This window comes from Bacillus sp. ME78 (assembly GCF_903970865.1).
GTDB classification, from domain to species: domain Bacteria; phylum Bacillota; class Bacilli; order Bacillales; family Bacillaceae_G; genus Bacillus_A; species Bacillus_A cereus.
Window position 1 is genome coordinate 1 of sequence record NZ_CAJCKK010000049.1, and the last position, 17,068, is coordinate 17,068.

Consider the following 17,068-nt stretch of genomic DNA (forward strand, 5'->3'; position numbering starts at 1 on the left):
ATTGGCTCTTTTATTTCTTCTTTCGCTTCTTCAATTTCTTTCGTTGATTCTTTTACTTCTTCTTTTGCTTCTTCAACCTCTTTTATTGGCTCTTTTATTTCTTCTTTCGCTTCTTCAATTTCTTTTGTCGGCTCTTTTACTTCTTCTTTTGCTTCTTCAACTTCTTTCGTTGGTTCTTTTACTTCTTCTTTTGTTTCTTCAACTTCTTTCGTTGGTCCTTTTACTTCTTCTTTTGTTTCTTCAACTTCTTTCGTTGGTTCTTTTACTTCTTCTTTTACCTCTTCAACTTCTTTTGTTGGCTCTTGCTCATCTTCTTTTCCCACTATATTCTGTATAACTGTTCCGTTAAATCTTATACTAATTTCATCAGAATCTAAATCAAATTGATACACCTTTTCACCTAGGGTACTCCATTTTATTACTCCGTTATTAAACGTCCCTCCCTCACTTGCCAATTGAATATTTTCAATACTTTCTCCTTCTAAATCATATACAGGAACTTGAATTTCTTCGTTTATTTTTGCATCATTTAAAATGATATTTTGTCTTCCCACGTCAATTGTAAACCACTGACCTAATTGTATTAACGGCCTTACATCACGAATCTCATTTCCAGCTAAATTTAAGCTAAATAAGTTTAGCATGGAACCAATAACCGTTACATCTTTAATATGATTGTCCGCAAGATTTAACCACTGTAAATTTTCCAATGAAGATAGTGGTGTTATATCTTCAATTTGATTATGAGATACATTCACATTATTCAATTGTTTCAAGTTTGAGATAAACTCAATATTTTTCAGGCCTACTCCTTCTAAAGTGAGTTTTTCTAAGTTCGTCATGTATTCTAAACCTGTTATATCTTTTATCTCATTTCCTTTTTCTTTAAGTATCTCTAATTTTTTAATCTGCAATAAATCTTCTTTTGTGATAGGAGCGTTTACATTCTCTCTACCTAAATTCTCTTTATTAATATGTTGTTGTAAAGTTTTATCGAGAATTACATTTTGACTTTCTTTTTGTTTTTCAACTATATTCTGTATAACCGTGCCATTAAATCTTATTTTACTTTCAGTAGAATTAGTATCTAGTTTAAATTCATATATTTTTTCTCCAGGACTATTCCATTTTATAAATCCGTTATTCAGAGTAGCCCCCTCACTTTGTAGATTAATATTTTGAAGTGGCTCTCCTTTAAGGTTGTATACTGGGATTTTTATTTCTTCATCTACACTTGCTTCATTTAAAAAGATTTTTTGTCTTTGAATGTCAATTGAAATTCGCTTACCTAATTCCTCAACAGGCCTTACGTCAAAAATTTCATTTGCTCCAAGATTTATCTCATGTAAATTTGTTAAAGTGCTCAACGGCGATATATCAGAGATATAATTCTCTTCTAAATTCAGCACTTGTAAATTTCCTAATTGAGATAGTGATGATATATCTTTTATTTCACTATCAGAAATTTCTAGTTCAATAAGATTACTCATTTTACTAATAGATTCAACATTATTAATTTTATTGTTCCCTATCCATAATAGTTCCACATTATTTAATCGATCAATTCCCGTAAGATCACTGATTTGATTATTTGCTAAGTATAATTGTTTCATAGTTGATAATGTAAATAATGGCTGGATATCTTTAATGTTATTACCGATTAAATCTAATGTTTTAATTTTTTTCATTTTACTTAATGGTGTAAGATCAGAAATTTTATTATCTCTTAAAAAAAGCATATTAATATTCTCTAACTGCTCAATTGGGTGAATACTTTCAATTGAATTAGACGTTAAATCAACGTACTTCAAACCTCTCAATTTCGAGATGGCTGATATGTCTTTTACATTAGACTCTCGTAACGTCAACTTCTCTAAGTTTGTCATATACTCTAAACCAGTTATTTCAGTTATTCCTTTGCCTGAATAAATGGATAATGTTTTAATTTGTAATAAATCTTTCTTTGTGATTGGCGCATCTACATTATCTCTATTTAAGTTATATTTATTAATATATTTTTGTAATTGCTTATCTAATATTACATTTCCGTTTTCATCTTGTTGCTCCTCTTTATTTTCCTTTTGTTTTTCTGGAACATTGTTCTCTAAATTCAATGTATTTACTTCAAACTGTACTTGGTACTTATTATCATAGGCCATTGTTGGAATATAAATATGCATTCGCATATTATACCTTTTTCCTAATTCCCCTACTTCAAACTGAATCACTTTCGTTCCATTTTTCTTTTTATCTTCTGATATTACTTTCACATCATGAAACACACCTGGAGTATGAATATCCTCTGTTTTCAAGTATTGAAAGAAATCACTATCACTTAATGTTGCTGTTACAATTTTCTTTCCATTCTCAATTGTTAATTTCGGATCCTTTATATAAACAGCTGCCATAGACTCTTCATTGGTTTTATCTTTATACGCTTTTATAACAGCGTCATATGTACCATCTTCTAAACCTTGTCCCGTTTTATTCGTCTCAATTGCTACTGCCGCTAAAGCAGGTGTTGAATAAACAGCAAACGGAAGTGATAACGTCGCCACTATAATCATTGCATTTATACGTTTTCTTTTATTTTGTTTCAACTTTACATCTCCTCTGAAATATATAATTCGAAATGTAATCATTTCTCGAATAAATGATAATGATTTTCATTATCGTTGTCAACTAAAAAAATAAAAAGTTTACAAAAAAAGAACCTCTTTGAAAGAGGTTATGCCATTTTCTCACCTGATTCTTCTCTAAAAAAGCTTTTCATCGCATGAAATACGTCTGCTTTTTGCTTTAAAATATAGTATCTAAAGTTTTCATCTTTAATATTTTTATAGGCTGACATGAGTGTACTGTGGCGATTATACTGGTTCACTTCCCCATATCCAAACATATTACATTTCTTCATTAATTCTTCCACAAGCTTTACACATCTAGCATTATCTGATGTTAAATTATCACCATCTGAAAAATGGAATGGATAAATATTATAGCGGTCTGGTGAATATTTATTATCGATTAGCTCGAGTGCTTTTTTGTATACGGAGGAGCAGATTGTTCCACCACTTTCTCCTTTTGAAAAGAATTCTTCTTCTGTAACGACTTTCGCTTCTGTATGATGAGCAATAAATTCAATATCAACTGTTTCATACTTTGTGCGTAAAAATCTTGTCATCCAGAAAAAGAAGCTACGTGCCATATACTTCTCCCACATTCCCATCGATCCACTCGTATCCATCATCGCTAAGACAACAGCCTTTGAATCTGGCTTTAATACTTCATTCCAAGTACGGAACTTTAAATCTTCTTGATGAATTGGATGGAAAGATGCTTTACCACGCATCGCATTTCGTTTATATGCGGATATCATTGTTCGTTTCTTATCGATATTTCCCCATAACCCTGTTTTTCTAATGTCATTAAATTCAACATGTTCAATCCGGTTTTCATCTATTTCTTTTCTCTTTAAATTAGGCAGCTCTAACTCTCTGAAAAACGCTTGCTCTAATTCTAAAATAGAGACTTCAGCTTCATAGTAATCTTCCCCAGCTGCATCTCCTGCTCCTTGCCCTTTTCCTGGCCCTTTTTGTTTTTGACCACCTGATCCATCTCTCGCAACGACATCACCAACTTTGCTGTCACCGTTTCCTTGCCCTACATGTTTATTTTTATCATAATTGTATCTAATCTTATATTCATCTAGAGAACGAATTGGTATTTTTACAACATCCTTGCCATTAGACATAACTATACTTTCTTCTGTTACAAGATCGGGTAAATTATTCTTAATTGCCTCTTGTACTTTTTCTTGATGGCGCTGTTGGTCGTCATATCCTTTGCGATGGAGGGACCAGTTTTCCTGTGAAATCGTATAATTTGGTTGATTTTCTTCGCCCATTCCTTTCCCTCCTTACTGTAATTGTCTTCCTGTATGAACAGCAAGCTACAAATTTTGTTCTGTAATGTGCAAGCTAGAATATTTGAAAGGTAACTGCCCATAGAAAATCATCCCATAAACATTTATAACGTTTTTCATACAATACCCCGAGCATCCTAAACAAAATTTTGCCACTCACATAATAGAAAGAAATATTCAGCCACTGATAAGAAAGAAACACAATGCATTGTTGCACACATTTTTACTTTGCAACATATTGTATTGTGTTGGCTTTTTTCGTATGAATGGTTGGTTACTCTATCATATGCATATTGTAAAAATAATTGACAATAAATTCATGAAATTGCATCTTAATTTATTAGATTTGGACAAGGTATGACACTTTACACACATATGACCGGATAATAAAACGCTGTCCCGCAAAATACAAGAGACAGCGTTTTGTTATCAAACTATCGGTTTAACAAGCTACCTACATAGCGTAGTAATTCATTTGCTGAAGAAGAATTATAGCCATGCTCATCAATTAAACGCGCAACAACATCATTGATTTTCTTAAGCTGATTTTCGTCCGGTGTTTTCGTTGATGTTGTAATTTTCACTATATCTTTTAAATCAGCAAATAGTTTTTTCTGAATCGCTTCACGAAGACGTTCATGTGAATTATAATCAAAGCGTTTTCCTTTACGGGCATAAGCAGAAATGCGAATTAAAATCTCTTCACGGAATGCTTTCTTAGCATTTTCTGAAATTCCAATTTGCTCTTCAATTGAGCGCATTAATTTTTCATCTGGACTCATTTCTTCCCCTGTTAACGGATCACGTAATTTCGATTTATTGCAGTACGCCTCGACGTTATCTAAGTAATTATCCATAAGCGTCTTAGCTGATTCTTCATATGAATAAACAAACGCTTTTTGTACTTCTTTCTTCGCGATTTCATCGTATTCTTTTCTCGCTAATGAGATGAAATTCATATAACGTTCACGGTCTTCATTACTAATCGATGGATGCTGATCCAGCCCATCTTTTAAAGATCTAAGTACATCTAACGCGTTAATAGATGGTACCTCTTTTCGAATGATTGTAGACGAAATTCGGTTTATGACATAACGAGGATCAATACCCTTCATACCTTCATCTTGATATTCGCGTTGTAATTCTTCTACATCAATTGCATTATAACCTTCTACCGTTTCTCCATCATACAAACGCATCTTTTTAATTAAATCAATATCCGGACGCTTCGGATCTTTTAAACGAGTTAAAATAGTGAACATTGCTGCAACGCGAAGTGTATGTGGTGCAATGTGAACATTCGACACATCACTTTCACGAATCATTTTTTCATAAATATGTTCTTCTTCACTTACTCGTAAATTATAAGGAACTGGCATTACAATAATTCTTGAGTGTAATGCTTCATTTTTCTTATTTGCTATAAATGAGCGATACTCTGTTTCATTCGTATGCGCTACAATTAATTCATCTGCTGAAATAAGCGCAAATCTTCCCGCTTTGAAATTCCCTTCTTGCGTAAGCGATAATAAGTGCCATAAAAACTTCTCATCGCATTTTAACATCTCTTGGAACTCCATCATTCCTCGGTTTGCCTTATTTAATTCTCCATCAAATCGATACGCACGCGGATCTGATTCTGAACCATATTCTGCAATCGTAGAAAAGTCCAGACTACCTGTTAAATCTGCAATATCCTGTGATTTTGGATCAGACGGGCTAAATGTACCAATCCCTGTACGGCGATCTTCAGAGAAGAAAATACGCTCTACAACTACATCCTCAATTCTTGATCCGTATTCTTGCTCTAAACGCATGACATTTAGTGGTGATAAATTCCCTTCAATTCTAACTCCATACTCATCAAAGAAATCATCTCGTAAATGATGTGGAATTAAATGCAGTGGATCCTCATGCATTGGGCATCCTTTAATTGCAAAAATTGCTCCGCGATCTGTTCTTGAATATGTTTCTAATCCTCTTTTCAACATCGTAACTAACGTTGATTTCCCTCCACTAACAGGACCCATTAATAATAAAATTCTTTTTCTAACATCTAATCGTTTTGCAGATGGATGAAAATATTCCTCTACAAGACGTTCTAGAGCATCCTCTAATCCAAAGAGCTGATTACTAAAGAAGTTATACTTTCTTCTACCATCAACTTCTTCAATTCCGGCATCTTTTATCATATTGTAAATGCGAGAGTGTGCTGTTTGAGCCACCCATGGTCTTTCTTTCACAAGCTCCAAATACTCCGCAAACGTACCTTCCCATTGTAAACGTTCTTCTGCTGCTCGATGCTGTTCAATCTTTTTTAGAATATCCATTATAGCTCCTCCCCCATCTCCTTGTTCAATCGGATTATTATAAAAGGTATGCTAGGATGTCCTTAAACATTCTTTAAATCAAAACGAAATATATAATAGCACGCTAAAATTCCCTCCAAAATTCAAAGAAAATTCTGTATAATATAGGTATTAACGTTTTTACACTGCTATTCATTATAAATAAATTCTTTTCTTCTAAGAACCTTACATACATTTTGGGTAATAAATAAAACTCGTGAACCGAAAAAAGTAAGGAGGATATTAGTATGAAATTATTATTAATTTTAGGTGTATCACTCACATTTCTTACAGCTATTTTTACATCCGGTTACAATGACAAACCAGGTACACATAAAAAATGATGTGCTTTTAGCACATCATTTTTTTATGCATTATTTATAATACATATTTTCCATATCATATTTGGATAGTGGTCGGCTATAATAATAACCTTGTACAAGCTTCACATTCTTTTCTTTCAAAAACTGTATTTGCTCCTTTTTTTCTACTCCCTCTGCAATTACATTCAATTCTAAAGTATGAGCTAAATGAATAATTGCAGCTGTAATATTCGTATCACGTTCATCTATATGTATACCTTCCATAAAAGAACGATCAATTTTTAAAGTATCAATTGGATATGTTTTTAAGTAACTTAAAGATGAATAGCCTGTTCCAAAATCATCTAAATGAATCTTTAAATTTTGTTCTTTTAATTGTAGTAACACTCTCTTCGATATATCTTTATGTATAAGAGCTCCTTCTGTAACCTCTATCGCTAATAAATGAGCTGGTACATTGTACTTATTTAAAGCCCGTGTAATCATCTCTATTAATGTAATAGAGCGAAAGTGTCTAGCTGAAATATTAACTGCAATTGGGACCACTTCATATCCTTTATTTAACCATTCGCGCAGTTGCTGACACACTTGATTTACTACCCATTCATCGAGCTTAATAATAAATCCTGTTCTTTCTGCCAACGGAATAAATTGGTTTGGAGAAACAAATCCTAATTCCTTATTCTCCCACCTTATTAAAGCTTCCATACTAGCTATTTTTTTCGTTTCAATATTAATTTGTGGCTGATAATATAAGAAAAACTCGTTTTTTTCTATAGCACGATGTAACTGGTTTTCTATTATAAACCTTTGTTCACGCTCACAGTCTAATCCACTACAATAAAAATGATAATGTCCTTTTCCTTTTTCTTTTGCTTTTTCTAAAGCAGCATCGACCCTCTGAAATAGTATTTTTTCATCTTCTCCATCTGCTGGAGCCATTACAATTCCAATTGACGCACTTAAATATACATCATCTTCTTCGATTACAAAATATTCACTAATATTTTTCAGTATGCTTTTTGCAACTTCCTCTACACATTCTTTCGTTATATTTTCTATCAACATAACAAATTGATCATCGTGTTCTCTAAATAAGTGCATACCTTCTATTTTTAGATTGCTTAAACATTCTGTAACTTTTTGTAATACTTTATCTCCCTCTTTATGACCAAATGTATCATTAATACGATGAAACTCATCTAAATCTATAAATACAAGCGCAAAATTTATACTCTCATTTAAAAAAGTATTTAACTTATTTGCACATGAAATTCTATTCATTAATCCCGTTAACTGGTCATAGTAAGCTAAATATTCTGTTCGCATTTCGTTTAATACTTGCCTTGTAACATCTCTCGTAACAATATAAACTCCAACAATTTCACCGTTCACAATAATCGGGATAGTTCTCAAAGAAATATATAGCTCGTACCCTTCTTTATGAATATATTTCTTTGAAACAATTTGTTTTGCTTTTCCTTGCATCGATCCCTTAAATATAATTTGAAAATCTTTTTCATATTCTTTATTAATGAATTCAAAAATAAATTTATTATTTAATTCCTCATACCGGTATCCAAATATTTCATACGTTGCCGGGTTTGCATATGTAACTCTCCCTATAGAATCTATAGATATAATTGAGTCATTATTATATTCCAGTAATGACTTAAATAACATTTGTTTTTCCTCTATCTCTGTCTTCTCCTCAATTTGAGCTGTAATATCTCTTGTAATACAAATAACAAATTGACATATTCCTTCTTCATCGCAGACAGGATTAAGTGAAGATTCATAATGTATCTCACCTTTTGGTAATTTGACTACATCACAAAAAGTGTGTGCTTTCGCTTCTCTCACTACTTTTTCATATTGCCTTTGCAATATCCCCGCTATATCTTTTGGTAATACTTCTGCAAAAGTTTTTCCATAGCACTCTTCGCTTAACCTAGCATAATCCATTCCTATTTTATTCACATACATATATTTAAACGTTTCATCATCAATAACTTTTAATATAAATACTAAATCTTGAATAGCATGTAATAACCCTTGTCTAATTAAATCCATATCTATCATACTTAAAAAGGTATTTTGATTACTATATTCTTCCTTCATATTTATCTCAACCCGTCTTATCTATTTTTAATCATATATCCCATTCTATATGATTATGTCCTCTCTTTTAAACGTATGATCACATATTATTTTTATTTTATAAAAAAAAGTCGCCATATGGCGACTTTTAATAAACGATTTCTAAATCTAATCCAGGGTAATTTTGTTGACGGAATGCTTCATAAATTAAAATTGCTGCTGTATTAGATAAATTTAATGAACGTACTTTATCTGTCATTGGAATACGTAAACAATGATCAAAGTTTTCTTCGATTACATTAGCTGGTAAGCCGTTTGTTTCTCTTCCAAATACAAAATAGTAATCCTTCTCGCGCTTGCTATAGTCAAACGCTGTATGAGCTTTCTCGCCATACTTCGTTAAATAGAAGAATTCACCATCTTTATTTTTTTCATAAAATTCTTCAATTGAATCATAATACGTAATTTTCACGTGCTGCCAATAATCTAATCCGGCACGCTTTAACATTTTATCATCCGTTGAAAATCCAAGCGGTCTAATCAAATGTAATTCTGTTCCAGTTGCTGCACAAGTACGAGCAATATTTCCTGTATTTGCTGGAATTTCTGGCTGATATAAAACAACATGTACTCCCACGCGATATTCACCTCTGTTTTTTGTCTACTACGTATTATACCACTTGAGCGAAAAATCTCTACCCATTAATAATATGAAAGAATTTATATTTCATTTGTGGTGTATATTTACTAGAGTCTTCATAGTTCCAATAACGTCGACGGCTATTCGCTGAATGTGCATTTACAAGCGGCATACCATCTGCATCTTTTGCTACTACAATCGTCGTATGATTCCATCTTCCGTCATCCTCGAAATCATAAGCAATTACATCTCCAAGAATAAGTTCTTCTGGCCTCTCTACCGCCTCTGCTCGAAGTCCTGTTGTAGCACCTGACAAATACCAATAAAAAGAATGTGCAACAGCCCAGCTCCAACTCCACTGATTCTCCCTTTGCCACCATCCTTTACGAATATTAGGATATCCGTTCATAGGTACTTCTCCAGTATGAAGACATTGAGAAATGAAATTCGTACAATTATCAGGGAAATTACGATACATAGGATTTCGGTCATCCCACCAACGCTCTGCATATTTCACTGCCTCTAAACGATTATACTGATAAGAACCGTACTTCTCTTTCGTAATTTCCCTTTCTAATGTCTCACCCATTCTAATTTCTTCTGACACTTCAATATCATAATCGCCTATAATCCGACTATTATTTAAACAAACTCTTCGTTTTAATTGTTCCTCTTCAATATAAAATAATTCTTTATGCTTAATTAAATATTTAAAATGTATTTGATAATCAATTTCTTGATGGTCATTACTATTTAATTGTCTAATGAAAGAAACATCCGCAGTTGCTTTCACTATATGTGCACTACGCCTTTGAAACAATTGTTTCTTTCTCTGTGCCATTTGTAGTAAATCCTCAGCAATACCATCCACGTCTGTTCGTTTCTCTGTGATATATGCTAAAAACTGTTGTACTTGCTTTTCAATATTCATTTTTACAGCCATTTCGTTTCCCTCCCATATTACAATATGAAAAAGGGAAATATTATCTACTCTTTTTTCTGTGCTAACAATTCAAGCCCGCGCTTCATTTCATGAAGTACTTCTTCATCTTTCTCACGTTCAATCGCTTTCTCAATCGCTTCGCCTACTCCATCTCCCCCAATTTTCCCAAGTGCCCATGCTGCCGTTCCGCGCAATACCGGTCTTGGGTCATCTTTCATAACACCAATTAAATCAGGAATTGCCGATGCTTCTTTAAAATGTGCTAATGCTAAAATCGCATTTCTTTGCAGTGGCTTTTTCCCTCTCCATGACCCTGACATAATCCCATATTTCTCTTTAAAATCACGATTACTAATTGTTAAAAGTGGCGTTAATAATGGTTTAACTAGCTCAGGATCCGGCTCCATCTCAGGATGATTATGAAAATCCATTCCTTTATTTTTCGGGCAAACAGTCTGACACGTATCACATCCATATATACGATTTCCTATTTTATCGCGATATTCTTCAGGTAGGAATCCTTTCGTCTGTGTTAAAAACGCAATACACTTCTTCGAATCTAACTGTCCCCCCTGTATTAAAGCACCTGTAGGACAAATATCGATACATTTCGTACAGCCCCCGCATTGATCTTCTATCGGCTTATCTGGCGGGAATGGAACATTTGTAATCATTTCCCCTAAGTATACGTACGAACCGAATTCAGGTGTAATAATAGCACAGTTTTTCCCACTCCAGCCAATGCCTGCACGCTCTGATACAGCTCGATCACTTAATTCACCTGTATCAACCATGGACTTCACTTCTATATCTGGAAGTTTTTCAATTAAATATGCTTCTAATTTTTGCAAACGATCTCGTAAAACAAGATGATAATCTTGTCCCCAAGAAGCACGGCAAAAAATTCCACGGCGTTCTCCACGCTTACTTAATGGTGCATTTTTTAATTTTGAAGGATATGCTAAAGCAATCGCAATAATTGATTTAGCACCCGGTAATAAAAGTTGCGGATTCGTTCTCTTCTCTATATCAGGCTCTTCAAATCCAGATTGATAATTTAATTGTTGTTGCTGGATTAAGCGCTGCTTTAATTCCTCAAAAGGAGAAGCACTCGCAAAGCCTATTTTATCTATGCCAATTGTTTTACTATACGCAATTACATCTTGCTTTAATTTTTCAAAATCCACTCTTAATCGCCTCCTCAGATGAATCCATCATCCCTTATGTAACGACTTTATTGGTTAGTAATTCACTTTTGGAATACTATTATTTACTTCTATTTTCGCATGTAATTATATTTTTCAAACATTAAAAAACGCAATGCCTCGTTTATCTCGGAAACGAAACACTGCGTTGATCACAATTTATAGAAAAACATTTAATAAAATTTGGAGCGGGTGAAGAGAATCGAACTCTCGACCAGAGCTTGGAAGGCTCTTGTTTTACCACTAAACTACACCCGCAAATATGAATTACATATAAGATATTAGAATAACTTATGTAAAGTAGTATAGCATGTTAAAAAAATAGAGGCAAGAATTTTATCGAAAAAAGTCGAAAAAGTGATGAGAGACCTCATCACTTTTTCAATTCTTTATCAATGGCCTTCTTCATACTATCGAAATCAGGGTTTGCAAGATTTCCGTTTACATATACTGAAGGAGCACCTTGAACTTTTAATTTTTGAGCACGATCTGAATCTTTACGTACTTTTTCTGTAATTTCTTTACTGTGTAAATCTTTCTTAAATTGCTCTACATCAACTTTTGGAAGTTTCTCTTTCACAATGCTAAGAAGCAAATCTTCTGTAATCCATTCTTCCGTATCTTTCTTTTGATTTTGATAAATCTCATCATAGAAAATCCAGAATGAATCTTTATCTTGTTTATAAATTGCTTCACCAGCTGCTGCACCTAAATCCGAGTCTTTTCCGATAAATGGGAAGTTAATAAAATATAACTGCACTTTGCCTTTATCAATATACTCTTCTTTTAATCGAGGTAATACTGTTACATCCCAAGTACGACAAGCAGGACATTTAAAGTCTCCAAATTCAACTACCTTAACTGGAGCATCATCTTTCCCTAAAGATTGTTGCGTAGAATAAGCAAACATCTCATTCCCTTTATCTTTTTTGTCATTTATGATGCTATACGCAATTGTTCCAATTACAATCAATACTGCGATAGAAAAAACTATACCAAGAGCCATGAGTTTATTTGATTTCATATACATTCCTCTTTAATTTCATATTCTGTATACAGCATTGTACACAATACACATAATATCAACACTTATATACGTCACGCAATGAACACGCTCACATAAATTACAAAAACACAATAATTGTGACGATATTGTGTCACAATTTATTCAAAAAAAGAAGCTCCTCTTTAGGAACTTCTCTTAACTTACTGCTTTTTTACGCGCACTATTTAACATCGACTGCTCTATTTTTATATCATGACGAATTACTAATTTCTCACTAACTGCTTGAACATACTCATCATGGCTTATATAGCCTTCTTTCTCCATTAGTCTCAAAACGACATTTCGTCTCTCTACTGCTTTATCATAATTTTGGGCAGGTGAGTAATAAGCAGGTGCTTTTACTACAGCAGCCATCATTGCACTTTCAGCCAACGTTAATTGGTTCACCTTTTTACCGAAGTAAAGGTTTGCTGCTTTTTCAATTCCCCATGCTCCTTCACCATAATAAATGTTACTTACATATAATTTTAAAATTTCATCCTTCGTAAATGTGCGTTCAATTTTTTTCGTATAAAAAATCTCTTTCCACTTACGAGAAAATGTACGCTCATTAGTTAAAAAAGCATTTTTAGATAGCTGCTGTGTAATCGTGCTTCCTCCTTGCACGACACCACCAGCCTTTATATTCTCAACAGAGGCCCTAATAATTGCTATATAATCTAAACCGTTATGATGATAAAATCTTTTATCTTCTGTCGCAATAAATGCATGTGTTAATGATTCTGGCACCTCTAAATTAGCCGGTACATGTAATTTACTAATGTCACTTTTCTCAATCATTACATTTCCAATGAATAATAACGTACAACTTAACAATAATAATAATATAATGGCTTTATAAAAAAGTTTAGTCATTGGATTTAATGCAACTTTTTGATGATAGTTCACCCTAGATAATACTCGTTCTTTCATCTTGAACACCTCTTTTCCACACAGCATATAACTCTTACTTTAAGAATACATTGTTGTAAAAAAATATCCCATCGATTTCTCTTACACGTACCTTACATCATTGTAAGGTATAAAGTGAAACTTTAATCAGCCCTCACCAATCACGTTCCCGGCAAATAGCGGGGTAAAAAAGTATTGTATCACAGACCTTTTTTATCTACTATTCATCTGAAATATTGAATATAGATTATATTCAATCACGAATAACCAATAACAGAGTAAGCCTTAAGGCTATTATATTTTCACTTTACACTTTAATTATATCATCTACAAATATATGTACTTTTGAGTATCTAGTAATCTTAATGTATATAACATATATATTATACAGAACAAACGTTCTATAAATCAATACTAACACTATTATTATTTTGACCTTTTTCTTAAACAGTATACAAAAAAGAGTAGTGATTTGAATGTATTTCAAATCACTACTCTTTTCTTTACAATCTTCCTATTAAATTATATGGCTGTACTTCCCACGTTTCATACGGAATACAATGTGTTGCTCTCATTGCATCAAGCGTTCTGGATTTCATATGAGGACGCGTTATATACTCATCTATGTTCTCTTCATTTAAATCAACAAATTTAGCCTCTTGTATTTCTTCAGGTTGAATTTTTATTTCGCCACTCACATATGCTACTTTAAAAACAACAGCTAGAATGTGCATAGAGGCATTATAATAAACCCCGGTAATTCCGATAGGCTTCACCGTTAACCCTGTTTCCTCTTTTATTTCCCTACAGACAGCTTGATCGAGTGCTTCTCCTTCTTCTACCTGTCCTCCTGGCATTTCCCACGTATCAGCTCGCCAGTGTACCTTTGTTAATAACACTTCATTTTTCTCATTTGTTAAATAACCTGCTACGGCAACTATATGCTTTGGTGTCTTATGTTCCATACTGAGCCTCCTAGAAATAATGGTTATTTCATATATCCCTATAAGCATATTCCCTATCTACACCAAAATACCTTTAATAATTCATCACCTTAATTAACTTCATAAAAAAAAAGCCCCTATTCGTTAAGCGAACAGGGGCTTTCATCGTATTACTCTCCTAAGTCTACGTTGTGGTAAACTTGTTGTACATCTTCTAAATCTTCTAATGCATCCACCATTTTCTCAAATTGTACTTGAGCATCTTCAGGAAGTGTAACATCACTTTGTGCAAGCATTGTTAATTCTGCAACTGTAAATTCTTCAACACCAGCACCTTTAAGTGCAGATTGTACTGAATGGAATTGATCTGGTTCAGCATACACGATAACAGCATCTTCTTCTTCTAGAATGTCACGTGCATCTACATCTGCTTCCATTAAAATTTCAAGAACTTCATCTGATGTTTTACCTTCAAGGCCGATAACAGCTGTCGCATCAAACATGTAAGCTACAGAACCGTTTACACCCATGTTACCACTGTTTTTGCTAAATGCAGCTCGTACATCTGCTGCAGTACGGTTTACGTTATTTGTAAGTGTATCTACAATAACCATAGCTCCATTTGGTCCAAATCCTTCATAACGAAGCTCGTCATAATTTTCCTCTGAACCGCCTTTTGCTTTTTCAACTGCACGATCAATAATTGTTCTTGGTACATTGTATGTTTTCGCACGTTCTAATACGACTCTAAGCGCTTGGTTTGATTCTGGATCTGGCTCGCCTTGTTTTGCCGCCACATAAATTTCACGTCCAAATTTCGCGTATATACGGCTTGTATTTGCATCTTTTGATGCTTTTTTGTCTTTAATATTGTTCCATTTACGGCCCATACTTTCCACTCTCTTTCTCGTTTTAAATCTACATAAAAATATTAATATGAAATATAATGTGTGTTCAACACATTTTTAAAAGAAATATAAAAAGTTCATTTTTGATTCATATTACAGACATAATATAAATCACTATCATTTTGTTCTTTCGACAAGTTATATTATACATGAATTCCTAAGTTTATTACGAATTTTAGCATCACATAATATAATTTAACAAAAAAGACTCTAAGATTTCTATTAGAGTCTTTTTATATTGCTGATACTTATTTCCATAATATCCCTATAATTACTTTCTACTGTTGTATAATAAAAATAGGAAAAAATTTAAAGAAAAGATGAAGGGAGAATTATGACACATTCAAATGAAAAAAAATCACATGCTTTTAAAGGAATAGGAGAAAAGTTAAACTCAACTATCTATCAAGTAAGATTCATGAAATTAGATGAACCAATCCAATTTGAGGCGTTTCCTGAATTGAAGGAATTAAGGGACTGGTTAAGTACTTCAACGCAAATGTGGGCGTGCCACTCAACAATGTATAAGTACAACAGAGAAGAGTTTAAAAAGAAGTTTTTAGAAATTACAAACTTAACCGTTGATAATGTACTAATATCTACTGGTGGTGTCGGATTTAACCTCATGTCACCGGGTGGAGAAATTCTCTCTAAATACCGCAATTAAAAGGATAAAATTGAATGTTTGTTTTTATCCTTTTAATGTTTCGCAGTTTATTCACCGTACACTTTTTGTGCTTATTTTGTCATGTAATGAAAAGAAAACAAAAAAACTCTATACTAATTGTATAGAGTTTTTTTACGACGTTCATGATACCGATGGTCGGGGTCGAACCGACACTCCCGAAGGAACACGATTTTGAGTCGTGCGCGTCTGCCAATTCCGCCACATCGGCACAAAAGAAAAGGCGGCAACCGGATTTGAACCGGTGATAAAGGTTTTGCAGACCTCTGCCTTACCACTTGGCTATGCCGCCATATTAAATTTTATTGGAGCGGAAGACGGGATTCGAACCCGCGACCCCAACCTTGGCAAGGTTGTATTCTACCACTGAACTACTTCCGCAAAAATGGCTGGGCTAGCTGGATTCGAACCAGCGCATGACGGAGTCAAAGTCCGTTGCCTTACCGCTTGGCTATAGCCCATCGAATTCTTACTTAATTATATGTAAGTATCAATTAAATTATTTGTAATTTTTAAAATAAAAATGGGGCGACTGATGGGAATCGAACCCACGAATGCCGGAGCCACAATCCGGTGCGTTAACCACTTCGCCACAACCGCCATGTTGTGTAAATATATTTGGCAGGGGCAGTAGGAATCGAACCCACACTGGAGGTTTTGGAGACCTCAGTTCTACCTTTAAACTATGCCCCTATGTAAATGGTGGAGGGGGGCAGATTCGAACTGCCGAACCCGAAGGAGCGGATTTACAGTCCGCCGCGTTTAGCCACTTCGCTACCCCTCCGAAACTTACATGGTGCCGGCTAGAGGACTTGAACCCCCAACCTACTGATTACAAGTCAGTTGCTCTACCAATTGAGCTAAGCCGGCGTATTTTATTGAAATAAATGGTGGCTCGGGACGGAATCGAACCGCCGACACGAGGATTTTCAGTCCTCTGCTCTACCGACTGAGCTACCGAGCCTTATTAAAATGGCGGTCCCGACCGGGGTCGAACCGGCGATCTCCTGCGTGACAGGCAGGCATGTTAACCACTACACCACGGGACCATTTGGTTGCGGGGACAGGATTTGAACCTGCGACCTTCGGGTTA

12 protein-coding genes and 11 tRNA genes are annotated in these 17,068 nt (G+C 34.1%); 1 reads left to right on the forward strand and 22 read right to left on the reverse strand.

Translation table 11 applies throughout. The features are described from left to right. From H6481_RS27000 to H6481_RS27055, 12 genes are all read right to left on the reverse strand, one after another. Positions 1–2,600, reverse strand: a 2,600-nt coding sequence (locus H6481_RS27000; RefSeq protein WP_182813690.1) for a leucine-rich repeat domain-containing protein, incomplete at its 3' end; no start/stop codon positions are given. Positions 2,601–2,728: 128 nt separating this feature from the next. Continuing rightward, positions 2,729–3,904 carry a sporulation protein YhbH gene (gene yhbH, locus H6481_RS27005; RefSeq protein ID WP_000503516.1) on the reverse strand — a complete coding sequence of 392 codons (1,176 nt, stop codon included), beginning with the start codon at positions 3,902–3,904 and terminating at the stop codon, positions 2,729–2,731. Positions 3,905–4,356: 452 nt separating this feature from the next. Continuing rightward, positions 4,357–6,252: a PrkA family serine protein kinase gene (locus H6481_RS27010; protein WP_000353273.1), complete on the reverse strand. Its 1,896-nt coding sequence runs from the start codon at positions 6,250–6,252 to the stop codon at positions 4,357–4,359. Between the two features lie 392 nt (positions 6,253–6,644). After that, the gene (locus H6481_RS27015) at positions 6,645–8,714 is read right to left on the reverse strand and encodes a GGDEF domain-containing phosphodiesterase (RefSeq protein ID WP_053565311.1); all 2,070 of its coding nucleotides are present in this window, start codon (positions 8,712–8,714) and stop codon (positions 6,645–6,647) included. 127 nt (positions 8,715–8,841) lie between these two features. Further along, complete coding sequence (trmL, locus tag H6481_RS27020; protein WP_000538147.1) at positions 8,842–9,330, reverse strand: tRNA (uridine(34)/cytosine(34)/5-carboxymethylaminomethyluridine(34)-2'-O)-methyltransferase TrmL; 489 nt, start codon at positions 9,328–9,330, stop codon at positions 8,842–8,844. A gap of 58 nt (positions 9,331–9,388) precedes the next feature. Continuing rightward, complete coding sequence (locus H6481_RS27025; RefSeq protein WP_000279323.1) at positions 9,389–10,276, reverse strand: amidase domain-containing protein; 888 nt, start codon at positions 10,274–10,276, stop codon at positions 9,389–9,391. Positions 10,277–10,320: 44 nt separating this feature from the next. Beyond that, a complete protein-coding gene (gene queG / locus H6481_RS27030) occupies positions 10,321–11,463 on the reverse strand; it encodes a tRNA epoxyqueuosine(34) reductase QueG (protein WP_063546364.1) in 1,143 nt (380 codons plus the stop codon). Between the two features lie 202 nt (positions 11,464–11,665). Beyond that, a tRNA-Gly gene (locus H6481_RS27035) sits at positions 11,666–11,739 on the reverse strand. Positions 11,740–11,854: 115 nt separating this feature from the next. Continuing rightward, entirely contained in the window at positions 11,855–12,505 is a 651-nt protein-coding gene (locus H6481_RS27040; RefSeq protein ID WP_000841308.1) for a thioredoxin domain-containing protein, read from the reverse strand. A gap of 177 nt (positions 12,506–12,682) precedes the next feature. Further along, the gene (locus H6481_RS27045; protein ID WP_000664716.1) at positions 12,683–13,459 is read right to left on the reverse strand and encodes a transglycosylase domain-containing protein; all 777 of its coding nucleotides are present in this window, start codon (positions 13,457–13,459) and stop codon (positions 12,683–12,685) included. Positions 13,460–13,941: 482 nt separating this feature from the next. Further along, on the reverse strand, positions 13,942–14,403 hold the full coding sequence (locus H6481_RS27050) for an NUDIX hydrolase (RefSeq protein WP_000400463.1): 462 nt from the start codon (positions 14,401–14,403) through the stop codon (positions 13,942–13,944). Positions 14,404–14,552: 149 nt separating this feature from the next. Continuing rightward, the gene (locus H6481_RS27055; protein WP_000532949.1) at positions 14,553–15,272 is read right to left on the reverse strand and encodes a YebC/PmpR family DNA-binding transcriptional regulator; all 720 of its coding nucleotides are present in this window, start codon (positions 15,270–15,272) and stop codon (positions 14,553–14,555) included. A 352-nt stretch (positions 15,273–15,624) separates the two neighbouring features. Between H6481_RS27055 and H6481_RS27060 the strand changes: the two genes are divergently transcribed. Continuing rightward, positions 15,625–15,957: a DUF3884 family protein gene (locus H6481_RS27060; protein WP_182813692.1), complete on the forward strand. Its 333-nt coding sequence runs from the start codon at positions 15,625–15,627 to the stop codon at positions 15,955–15,957. A gap of 147 nt (positions 15,958–16,104) precedes the next feature. Here H6481_RS27060 and H6481_RS27065 read toward each other — a convergent pair. The 10 genes from H6481_RS27065 to H6481_RS27110 all read right to left on the reverse strand — a co-directional run bounded on the left by H6481_RS27065 (position 16,105) and on the right by H6481_RS27110 (position 17,024). Beyond that, a tRNA-Leu gene (locus H6481_RS27065) sits at positions 16,105–16,186 on the reverse strand. A 10-nt stretch (positions 16,187–16,196) separates the two neighbouring features. After that, positions 16,197–16,267 (reverse strand) — tRNA-Cys (locus tag H6481_RS27070). Between the two features lie 14 nt (positions 16,268–16,281). Further along, positions 16,282–16,356 (reverse strand) — tRNA-Gly (locus H6481_RS27075). Between the two features lie 5 nt (positions 16,357–16,361). Continuing rightward, a tRNA-Gln gene (locus H6481_RS27080) sits at positions 16,362–16,436 on the reverse strand. A gap of 63 nt (positions 16,437–16,499) precedes the next feature. After that, a tRNA-His gene (locus H6481_RS27085) sits at positions 16,500–16,575 on the reverse strand. 19 nt (positions 16,576–16,594) lie between these two features. Next, positions 16,595–16,668: transfer RNA gene (locus tag H6481_RS27090), tRNA-Trp, on the reverse strand. Positions 16,669–16,675: 7 nt separating this feature from the next. Next, positions 16,676–16,759 (reverse strand) — tRNA-Tyr (locus tag H6481_RS27095). 10 nt (positions 16,760–16,769) lie between these two features. Then, positions 16,770–16,845 (reverse strand) — tRNA-Thr (locus H6481_RS27100). An 18-nt stretch (positions 16,846–16,863) separates the two neighbouring features. Further along, positions 16,864–16,939 (reverse strand) — tRNA-Phe (locus H6481_RS27105). 9 nt (positions 16,940–16,948) lie between these two features. Next, positions 16,949–17,024, reverse strand: a tRNA-Asp gene (locus tag H6481_RS27110). Between the last annotated feature and the right edge of the window lie 44 nt (positions 17,025–17,068).

Excerpts from the sequence above, each read along its gene's own strand:
- yhbH (WP_000503516.1), bottom strand. The coding sequence starts at position 3,904 with ATGGGCGAAGAAAATCAACCAAATTATACGATTTCACAGGAAAACTGG.
- H6481_RS27010 (WP_000353273.1), bottom strand. The coding sequence starts at position 6,252 with ATGGATATTCTAAAAAAGATTGAACAGCATCGAGCAGCAGAAGAACGT.
- H6481_RS27015 (WP_053565311.1), bottom strand. The coding sequence starts at position 8,714 with ATGAAGGAAGAATATAGTAATCAAAATACCTTTTTAAGTATGATAGAT.
- H6481_RS27025 (WP_000279323.1), bottom strand. The coding sequence starts at position 10,276 with ATGGCTGTAAAAATGAATATTGAAAAGCAAGTACAACAGTTTTTAGCA.
- H6481_RS27040 (WP_000841308.1), bottom strand. The coding sequence starts at position 12,505 with ATGAAATCAAATAAACTCATGGCTCTTGGTATAGTTTTTTCTATCGCA.
- H6481_RS27045 (WP_000664716.1), bottom strand. The coding sequence starts at position 13,459 with ATGAAAGAACGAGTATTATCTAGGGTGAACTATCATCAAAAAGTTGCA.
- H6481_RS27050 (WP_000400463.1), bottom strand. The coding sequence starts at position 14,403 with ATGGAACATAAGACACCAAAGCATATAGTTGCCGTAGCAGGTTATTTA.
- H6481_RS27055 (WP_000532949.1), bottom strand. The coding sequence starts at position 15,272 with ATGGGCCGTAAATGGAACAATATTAAAGACAAAAAAGCATCAAAAGAT.
- H6481_RS27060 (WP_182813692.1), top strand. The coding sequence starts at position 15,625 with ATGACACATTCAAATGAAAAAAAATCACATGCTTTTAAAGGAATAGGA.